Consider the following 6,351-nt stretch of genomic DNA (forward strand, 5'->3'; position numbering starts at 1 on the left):
GGGAGGACGCGGCGGTCGGCGGGATGCGGGTCCAGGTCGGTGGGACGGGGCGGCTCGGGCCCGTCCGGGCCGGTGCGGACCAGCTGCTCGATCCGGACGATCCGGAAGCGCCGGCCCCCCGCCGAGAGCTCGTCGGCGGGCTCGGCGCGCAGCGTCCGCGCGGCTTCCCGCAGCTCTTGGCGGGACGGTCCGTCGGCGAGGGACGCGCGGTCGTCCAGATGGTCGGCCAGCAGCTCCCGGGCGCCCTGCGGAAGCGGGTCGCACGGGCAGACGATCTGCCAGCCGCCGGAGACGCGCTCGGCCGCGGTGAAAAGCGCCCCGACGACCACCAGCTCCGGGTAGGCGGCGATGGAGCGGCAGGCGTCCGCCAGCATCACGGCGGCGACCGGGTCGACGCCGTCCAGGTCCTCGGGGAACAGCCGTCCGGCGGCGTCCCCATCGCCCGTTGTCATGCCGGACATCATCCTCGCCGTGCTCGGTCCTGGCGAGTGGTTCAGACCAATTTGTTACCGCGCCTTGTGTTTCGGCCGGGCTCCGGCGGGCCCCGCGGCGGCCCGCCGGAACACGCGCGGCTACTCGCGGACGGGCAGCATCAGCACGACGAGGCTCGCCGCCAGCAGAGCCAGCCCGCCGAGCGCGGCGAGGCCCAGGCGCTCGTCCAGGACGAGCGTCCCGAGGATCGCGGCCACGGCCGGCTCCGCCAGCGTCAGCGTCGTCGCGGTCGTGGCGGAAGTGGTGCGCAGGCCGCGGGCGAACAGCAGGTAGCCGCCGCCCGTCGTCACCGCCCCCAGGTAGAGCGCGGTGAGCGCGCCGGGCCCGGTGAGCAGCCAGCCGGTCGGCCCGGCGAGCAGGACGGGCAGCAGAAGGACGGCCGCCGCCGCGAACAGCGCCCCGGCGACCGCCCGGCCGTCCTCGCCCCGGGTGATGAGGCTGGACGCCACCGTCGCGTACACCGCGTACGACAGCCCGGACAGCAGCGCCAGCGCGATGCCGACCGGCTCCACCCCCGCGTCCTGTCCGCCGCCGATCAGCAGCGCGCAGCCCGCGACGGCGCCGCCGGTCGCCGCCAGCCAGCGGGGGGTGAGGACGGCCCGCCGGAGCGCCAGCCCGATCAGGCCGGCGAACGCGGGCGCGCTGCCGATCGTCACGACGGTGCCGACCGCCACCCCGGTGCGGGCGACGGAGACGAAGAACGCCATCTGGTACACGGCGATTGCGACGGCGCCCAGCCCGATCAGCGGCCAGGCGCCGCACCGCCGGAGCCCGGACGCCCGGTCGGCGGGCACGGGGGAGAGCAGGCGGCGCAGCCCGGCGCCGCGGCGGGTGAGCGCGGCGCAGGCGAGCAGCACCAGGCCGCCGATGACGATGCGGATTGCGGCGACCGAGACGCTGGACGCGCCGTCCGCGAAGGTGCGGACGGTCCCGGTCGTCCCCCACAGGGACGCGGCGACGAGGATGTCGGCGCTGCCGCCGCCCGGCAGGCCCCGGGACGGGGCGCCGGAGGCATGGGCGTCTTGTTTGAATGTGCGTACGGACACGGAGAGATGCTCCTGAGCTCGAATCGGATGAGGGATCCGGATCCGGGGCGCAGGAGAACGCGGACCGGGCGCACGCTAGCGCCGGGTCTCGGTGGCTCTCGGGGAAGTGGTGCCGCGCCCCGTCAGGAGCGGGGCGGTCCGCAGTTCGGGGTCCAGTACGCCATGCGGACGACGATACCAGCCGTGTCACGGTGTTGACCTGCGGCGAGTCGGCCGTCCCGACGGCAACTCGCCGCACGTCGATGTTTCCTCCTGGGGGCACCGCGGCGGCTCCGCCGCAGCTCGATGTTCCTCCTGGGGGCGGACCCCCAGACCCCCGGCGGCTCCGCCGCAGCTCGATAGGGGACCGGGTCAGGCGGGGACGGGGCCGGCGGCGGTGGTGAGGGCGCGGCCGACGAAGGGAGGCAGGTCGCGGACGAGCTTGGCCAGCTCGCGCAGGTCGCCGTCCACGAGGGCCTGAGGGCCGTCGCACAGCGCGGTCTCGGGGTGCGGGTGCACGTCGATGATCACGCCGTCGGCGCCCACCGCGATCGCGGCGCGGGTGAGGGGCAGGACGAGGTCGCGGCTGCCGCCCGAGTGGGACGGGTCCACGATCACCGGCAGGTGGGACAGGCGCTGCGCGACCGGGACGGCGGAGATGTCCAGGGTGTTGCGGGTCGCCCGCTCGAAGGTGCGGATGCCGCGCTCGCACAGCACGATGTCGAGGTTGCCGCGCTGCGCGACGTACTCGGCGGCCATCAGCCACTCCTCGATGGTGCCGTTCATGCCGCGCTTGAGCATGACCGGCTTGCCGGACTCGCCCGCCGCCTGGAGCAGCGCGAAGTTCTGCGCGTTGCGGGTGCCGATCTGCAGCATGTCGGCGTAGGAGGCGACGAGGTCGACGTCGGCGGCGTCCACGACCTCGGTGACGATCGGCATGCCGGTCTCGTCCCGCACGTCCGCCAGGATGCGCAGGCCCGCCTCGCCGAGGCCCTGGAAGGCGTAGGGGGAGGTGCGCGGCTTGAACGCGCCGCCGCGCAGCAGCGTCGCGCCGGCGGCCTGGGCCATCTGCGCGGCCTGCAAGGTCTGATCCGGGGTCTCCACCGCGCACGGCCCGGCGATCAGCGTCATGGTGCCGGGGCCGACCGGGACGCCGCCGACGCGCACGACCGAGCGCTCGGCGTGGTTCTCGCGGCTGACCAGCTTGTAGGGCGCCGAGATGCGGATCACGCCGCCGACGCCGCGCATGCCGCGCAGGTTCAGCGCGCCGAACTGCTGGAGGTCCCCGACGAGGCCGACGATGGTGCGCTCCACGCCGCGGCTGACGAAGGCGTCGCCGCCCGCCGTCTCGACCAGTGAGACGACGGCCTTGATATCCGCTTCGGTGGCCTCGGGGGCCATGACGACGACCATTGGTGTGCTGCCTCTCCTCGTAACGCGGCGCCCGGCGGGCCCCGCGAACAACCCCGGAAACGACGAAAGCCCCGGGCCAGCGCGGCCCGGGGCTTGTCGCTTGTGGTCTGTCAGCGCAGCGTCTGGCAGACCAGCCTCCCGGGCTGGTCGAACCAAAAGAAATACACGACGTTGCGCACGGGCCCAGCGTAGCCGATGTGCGCCATGCCCGCGCGCGCAGGGTGGACGCGGACCCCGGTCGTGGCCCACGCGCCCGGGGCCGAGCGGCCCCGAATATGGCTCAGCTCACGCCGGATGGCAGGATGGCCGCGTCATGTTCCCACCCGAACAGCCCGCACCGCAGCCGCGGGACCTCCCGCCCGGCCAGTACGTCCCCCGGGGCTGGCCGGTCCTCCACTACGGGCCCGTGCCCAAGTTCCGTCCCAAGGACTGGGACTTCCGGGTGTTCGGCGCGACGGAGTCGGGCGGGCAGTACCGCTGGAGCTGGGACGAGTTCGACGCGCTGCCCAAGGCCACCACCGTCGCCGACTTCCACTGCGTGACGAAGTTCACGATCCCCGACAACCGCTGGGAGGGCGTCCCCGGTTCGGCGATCGTGGAGCTGGCACCTCCCGCGCCGGACGTCACGCACGTGATGGTCTGGGCCGAGTACGGCTACAGCGCCAACATCCGGATGGGCGACTTCCTCGCCGACGGGACGATGTTCGCCACGCATCGTGACGGCGAGCGGCTCAGCCCCGACCACGGCTTCCCGATCCGGATCGTCGTCCCGCACCTGTACGCGTGGAAGAGCGTGAAGTGGGTCCGCGGCGTCGAGTACCTGGTGAAGGACCGGCGGGGCTTCTGGGAGGAGCGCGGCTACCACAACGTCGCCGATCCGTGGCGGGAGCAGCGCTACTCCTACCAGGAGGACGAGGCCGCGTCCCCGCCGCTCTGACGTCTCCGCCCGCGCTGACGTCCCCCGCCGCTCGGAATCGGCGGCCGCGAGGGCGTGGCCCATCCGAGACCTTGTAAATGGGGAACACACCGGCCGAACCGGTAGACAGACGTTACCGTAAGTTGTCATGGTCCTACCGTCCGTTGCGGACGTCGTGGCATGCACCGCAGCCGCCGGGGCAGCCACGGGCGCCTGCACACTGCGCCGCTGGCTGCTGTCCCGGCGTCGCGGTTCCGGTCCCCCCGCCGACGAGGCGCCGTTCGCGGCCCTGCACACGATCGCGCGCGCCGCGCCCCCGCTGCGCGCCGGGCTGAACCCCGACTCGGCCCGCAAGTCCGCCCGGCACCTGCGGGCCCTGCTCGGCGCCGAGGCGGTCGCGCTGGTCGCGGTGCGGCCCCCCGACGGCGCTTTCGAGGACGACTACGACGACTACGACGACCCCCCCGAGGCCGATGAGACCGGCGCCGGACGGGAGGCCGGGCTCCTGCTGGCCTGGGACGGCGAGGGCGGCGACCGGCACGCCTCCGAGGCCGTCGCGCACGCCGTCCCGGTGCTCGCGTCCGGCCGTCCGCGGGTGATCGCGCCGGAGGCGCTGGCGTGCGCCGACCCCCTCTGCGGCATCCGCGTGGCGATGGTCGCGCCCCTCACCGTCGAAGGACGTGTCGCGGGGACGCTCGCCGCCTACTGGCCGGGCCCGTCCACCGCCCGCGTCCGCGCCGTCGGCGAGGTCGCCCGCTGGGTCACCGGCCAGCTGGAGCTGGCCGAGCTCGACGCGTCCCGCATCCGGCTGGCGGAGGCCGAAATGCGGGCGTTGCGCGCCCAGATCTCCCCCCACTTCGTCTACAACTCCCTGACCACGATCGCCTCGTTCGTCCGCACCGACCCCCAGCGCGCGCGGGAGCTGCTCCTGGACTTCGCCGACTTCGCCCGCTACTCGTTCCGCAACCCGCGCGACTTCACCACGCTCGCCGACGAGCTGCGCTCCATCGACCGGTACCTGCTGCTGGAGCGGGCCAGGTTCGGCGAGAGGCTGCAGTTCAGCGTGGAGGTGGCGCCCGAGGTGCTGCCGGTCGCGGTGCCGTTCCTCGCCCTGCAGCCGCTGGTCGAGAACGCCATCCGGCACGGCATGCAGGACGCCCGCGACGCCTTCCACATCTCGATCGTCGCGCGCGACTCCGGCGCCGAGGCCGCGATCAGCGTCGAGGACGACGGGATCGGCATGGACCCCGAGCGCCTCCAGGAGATCCTCTCCGCCCCCCTCGGACGGCCCGGCCCGATGGGCTGGGGGAGCGTGGCGGCCCGGGAGCGGCCGGGCGGGGGCGGCGCGGGGATCGGCCTCGCCAACGTCGACGAGCGCATGCGGCAGGTCTACGGCGACGAGTACGGGCTGACCGTCGAGACCGCGCTGGGGGCGGGGACCAAGGTGAATCTGCGCGTCCCCAAGTACCGGCCAGGAGTATTTCCGGACTGACGGCGCCCCCGCGACACGGCACTCACATTGCGAAACCGATTGCGGACAGACGGTAATCGCGGCAAAGTCGCTCCTATGCTGCGCGTCCTTGCCGTCGACGACGAACGCCCCGCCCTGGAGGAGCTGATCTACCTGCTCCGCGAGGACCCGCGGATCGGGGAGGTCACCGGCGCGGGCGACGCCTCGTCCGCGCTGCGCGACCTCAGCCGCATGCTCGTCGAGGGCGAGCGCCTCGACGCGGTGTTCCTGGACATCCGCATGCCGGGACTGGACGGCCTGGACTTCACCCGCCTGCTCACCGGCTTCGCCGCGCCCCCGCTCGTCGTCTTCGTGACCGCGCACGACGACTGCGCCGTCACCGCCTACGAACTCGGCGCGCTCGACTACCTGCTCAAGCCCGTCCGTCCGGAGCGGCTCGCCGAGGCCGTCCGGCGCGTGGTCGAGGCCGTCAGGCGCTCGGACACCCCCGGCGAGGACGGCGAGGGCCGGGGCGCCGACGACGAGATGATCCCGGTCGAGCTGGGCGGGCGCACGCGCCTGGTCTCCCGCCGGGCCGTCACGCACGTGGAGGCCCAGGGCGACTACGTCCGCCTGCACACCGCCGACGGCGGCTACCTGGTCCGGATGCCGCTGTCCGCGCTGACCAAGCGCTGGGAGGCGGCCGGGTTCATCCGCATCCACCGCAGCACCCTGGTCGCGTCCGCGCACATCACCGAGGTCCGCTTCGACGGCGGCCGGGCGGCCGTGCAGATCGGGGAGGAACTGCTCCCGGTGAGCCGCCGCCACACCCGCGAGGTGCGCGACCTCCTGATCCGCAAGTTCCACCACTCCCCGCCGGAGGAACGCGAGGCTCCAGGAGGCCGCCTTGGCTGACGAACGCCGCGTCGCGGTCTCCAGCCCCTTCACCGCCCGCGCCCGCGCCCGTACAGCGAGCGCCGCCCCCGCTCGTCGTCTTCGTGACCGCGCACGACGACTGCGCCGTCACCGCCTACGAACTCGGCGCGCTCGACTAC

General features: G+C 74.0%; 6 protein-coding genes. 3 read left to right on the forward strand and 3 right to left on the reverse strand.

Annotated elements, in window-relative coordinates; genetic code table 11:
- The 3 genes from E1298_RS42580 to aroF all read right to left on the reverse strand — a co-directional run.
- The coding region (locus E1298_RS42580) for a DUF5954 family protein (RefSeq protein WP_207945179.1) at positions 1–452 on the reverse strand (452 nt) is incomplete at its 3' end.
- Between the two features lie 120 nt (positions 453–572).
- Positions 573–1,538, reverse strand: coding sequence for a DMT family transporter (locus tag E1298_RS42585; RefSeq protein ID WP_243726177.1), 966 nt, complete (start codon positions 1,536–1,538; stop codon positions 573–575).
- Positions 1,539–1,889: 351 nt separating this feature from the next.
- Positions 1,890–2,930, reverse strand: coding sequence for a 3-deoxy-7-phosphoheptulonate synthase (gene aroF / locus E1298_RS42590; protein WP_131903070.1), 1,041 nt, complete (start codon positions 2,928–2,930; stop codon positions 1,890–1,892).
- 313 nt (positions 2,931–3,243) lie between these two features.
- Between aroF and E1298_RS42595 the strand changes: the two genes are divergently transcribed.
- The 3 genes from E1298_RS42595 to E1298_RS42605 all read left to right on the forward strand — a co-directional run bounded on the left by E1298_RS42595 (position 3,244) and on the right by E1298_RS42605 (position 6,211).
- The gene (locus E1298_RS42595) at positions 3,244–3,867 is read left to right on the forward strand and encodes a sulfite oxidase-like oxidoreductase (protein ID WP_131903071.1); all 624 of its coding nucleotides are present in this window, start codon (positions 3,244–3,246) and stop codon (positions 3,865–3,867) included.
- Positions 3,868–3,994: 127 nt separating this feature from the next.
- A complete protein-coding gene (locus E1298_RS42600; protein WP_131903072.1) occupies positions 3,995–5,338 on the forward strand; it encodes a sensor histidine kinase in 1,344 nt (447 codons plus the stop codon).
- A gap of 75 nt (positions 5,339–5,413) precedes the next feature.
- Positions 5,414–6,211 carry a LytR/AlgR family response regulator transcription factor gene (locus E1298_RS42605; RefSeq protein WP_131903073.1) on the forward strand — a complete coding sequence of 266 codons (798 nt, stop codon included), beginning with the start codon at positions 5,414–5,416 and terminating at the stop codon, positions 6,209–6,211.
- Positions 6,212–6,351: the final 140 nt, after the last annotated feature.

The sequence above is a fragment of the Actinomadura rubrisoli genome (assembly GCF_004349215.1).
In the GTDB taxonomy this organism is placed as follows: domain Bacteria; phylum Actinomycetota; class Actinomycetes; order Streptosporangiales; family Streptosporangiaceae; genus Spirillospora; species Spirillospora rubrisoli.

What these genes read in the sequence shown, in the direction of transcription:
- aroF (WP_131903070.1), bottom strand. Translation starts at nt 2,930, where the DNA reads ATGGTCGTCGTCATGGCCCCCGAGGCCACCGAAGCGGATATCAAGGCC.
- E1298_RS42595 (WP_131903071.1), top strand. Translation starts at nt 3,244, where the DNA reads ATGTTCCCACCCGAACAGCCCGCACCGCAGCCGCGGGACCTCCCGCCC.
- E1298_RS42600 (WP_131903072.1), top strand. Translation starts at nt 3,995, where the DNA reads ATGGTCCTACCGTCCGTTGCGGACGTCGTGGCATGCACCGCAGCCGCC.
- E1298_RS42605 (WP_131903073.1), top strand. Translation starts at nt 5,414, where the DNA reads ATGCTGCGCGTCCTTGCCGTCGACGACGAACGCCCCGCCCTGGAGGAG.